The organism is Nitrospirota bacterium (genome assembly GCA_016212215.1).
GTDB lineage: Bacteria > Nitrospirota > 9FT-COMBO-42-15 > HDB-SIOI813 > HDB-SIOI813 > JACRGV01.
Map to the genome: position 1 here is coordinate 1 of JACRGV010000024.1, position 2,587 is coordinate 2,587.

A 2,587-nucleotide genomic window follows, 5' to 3' on the forward strand; every position below is an offset into this window, starting at 1 on the left:
AGATACTGTCTGACGAAGAAAGGCATGCTGATATATGGGAGACGACGCTGGGGATTAAGAAGTAAGAAGTTAGAAGTGAGAAGTAAGAGAGGGTGGGTAATCTGTTAATAACCGTTTTAGCGCCGCTACAGCGACCGCAATTGCATTGCCCTCAGCAGCCTTTATTTTACTGTGAATGATTTTTTCTTTCTCAGACCGCTCACTTATTACGCCGGTAACGCATCCTGCCCTTAGGCCCATGGAATTGCACATGGTGAGCAGTGTCGCGGACTCCATTTCGTAGTTTAATACACCGAGGCGCTCCCACTCTTTCTTGCTTCCTGCAAGGTTTCTTATTACATACTTAGAAAATGTATCAATGCGTTCCTGTCCTGGATAGAATGTAGCAGAAGATGCTGTAATACCCACATGACTGCGAACATTAACAGAACTTGCAGCTTCAACGAGTGCATTCAAAACACAGTAATCCGCTACTGCAGGATATTCAAGAGGCGCATAATGTTCTGATGTCCCGTCTATTCTTACGGATGCTATTGTGATAACTACATCACCGGCCTTTATATAACGTTGAAGCGCCCCTGTTGTTCCTACCCGGATGAATGTTTTTATTCCGAGTTGTGCAAGTTCTTCTATTGCTATGGCGGCAGAAGGCCCGCCTATACCTGTAGATGTTATAACAACCGGATGGGTATCTATGTCAGCAAGCCATGTTCTGAATTCCCTGTTAGAGGCTATCTCAGAAGACCCTTCATTATTGATTGCAGATGCTATAACAGGTACGCGGCCAGGGTCACCGGGCAGTAAGGCAATCCTCGCCCCTTTTATACTCTTCTTAGATAATTTTAGATGATAGACGACAGAATTCCCCTCCCTAATAATCTCTAAAGACTCTGTAATTCAGACACTGGACTTCAGACTTTAGACATCAGACTTTTCTATGTAAGAAATCAACCTTCCTAAGTCTAATGTCTGATGTCTATGGTCTACTGTCTGAATTGCAGCTAAAGACTGACTATCTGCAGGCCCTGTATCTTCTGAATATTACCAGACCAAGCAACCCGCTAATCATAAGCAGTACAGTGGAAGGTTCCGGTACCTTGTTGACAATAAGAAACGATTGAGTGCCTGTGTCAAATGTCCTATTTCCCGCATCAAGCGAAACCTCGGCAAAAACATCAAAAAAACTATCTGATGAATTCACCGTAACAAAGACGTCAAAGAAACTATCTGCTGGTGCACCCGGATCCGGCGGGTAAAGATTTCTGAATACATCAAAGAAACTATCTGGCGGGACTGGGTTTGTGCCTACTCTATATGTGATATCAAAGAAACTGTCCCTTGTGTCCATTATGTCGAAAAAGACATCAAAAAAGGAATTTGGCATCATCGGGTTAGGCGGAACCGATAGTCCATAAGTGACATCGAAAAAGCTGTTATTTTTTGTATCAAAAAATACATCGAAAAAGCTGCCTACCATCTGATTATTAGAATCTATCCGGTATGTAATATCAAAAAAACTGTCGGTTGCATTATTTTGATGAAACATCACCTGTGTGGCAGAAGCGGTCTCCAGAAAACCAGCAACTAAGATAATCAATAAGACATAACTCAATTTTTTTAGATGTGACATGTTCAAATACCTCCTTTTTGATTACTGAATAAAACAGATGAAAGGTAAAAATCCGATGTTCTGGATTTTCTTACTTTAGCAGATATGTTATGCAATTTGTGTACCATATTCGTAACTAATTGAAAATGAATGATTTTATAGAAGTCGGCCACCTTCCACATTATCCACTGTTAAATTTTCTGTCACTTTTGGGGCCAATATCTTGGACTAAATTGCCATTTCGGGATTGATATCCATGGAAAATCCTGATATTTCAACAAGATACATATACAACAGCAACTGTTAAATTTTCTGTCACTTACCTGTAATTCAGACAGTAGACCATAGACATCAGACATTAGACTTGGGAATGGGTATGAAGAGTTATGGACAAAGAGTCAGGAAAGCTTGAGAACACTCCAATGGTTGATTTCTTACATAGAAAAGTCTGATGTCTAAAGTCTGAAGTCCAGTGTCTGAATTGCAGGTCACTTACATACATCAGATGCATTACAAGTCACATTAACAAAAGGAAGAAAAGGGGACGGGCACCGGCTTGATTTTTAAGGTGTCAGGTGTTAGAGTGGAACTTAGGAGGAATTGATAATGTCTGTCCTTGGGATCAGAGAATATCCTGACCCGATACTCCGCCGGAAGAGCAGGCGGGTGGAAAAATGGGATGGTGAGTTGCATCGGCTTATTCAGGATATGATTGATACGCTCGATGCAGTGCCCGGACTTGGTCTTGCAGCGGTTCAGGTTGGTGCACCTGTAAGCCTGTTTATTTATGATGCTGATCTTTCCTCTGATAGCCCTGTAAAGAATTATTCTGTGTTTATAAATCCTGAGATTATCTATGAAGAAGGTGAGGTTAAGGGGGAAGAGGGCTGTCTTAGCGTCCCGGATTACAGGGAGTCAGTTGTCAGGGCAGAGGTTGTAAAGGTAAAGGGTTATGATAAGGACGGTGGGAGCATTGAA

General features: G+C 41.7%; 3 protein-coding genes. 1 reads left to right on the forward strand and 2 read right to left on the reverse strand.

Going from position 1 to position 2,587, the window contains the following annotated elements; genetic code table 11:
- Positions 1-69: 69 nt before the first annotated feature.
- Positions 70-876, reverse strand: coding sequence for a uridine phosphorylase (udp, locus tag HZA08_02600; GenBank protein MBI5192315.1), 807 nt, complete (start codon positions 874-876; stop codon positions 70-72).
- 136 nt (positions 877-1,012) lie between these two features.
- On the reverse strand, positions 1,013-1,630 hold the full coding sequence (locus HZA08_02605; protein MBI5192316.1) for a PEP-CTERM sorting domain-containing protein: 618 nt from the start codon (positions 1,628-1,630) through the stop codon (positions 1,013-1,015).
- Between the two features lie 585 nt (positions 1,631-2,215).
- Here HZA08_02605 and HZA08_02610 point away from each other — a divergent pair.
- A partial coding sequence (locus HZA08_02610) for a peptide deformylase (GenBank protein ID MBI5192317.1) occupies positions 2,216-2,587 on the forward strand: 372 nt, incomplete at its 3' end.

What these genes read in the sequence shown, in the direction of transcription:
- HZA08_02605 (MBI5192316.1), bottom strand. Translation starts at nt 1,630, where the DNA reads ATGTCACATCTAAAAAAATTGAGTTATGTCTTATTGATTATCTTAGTT.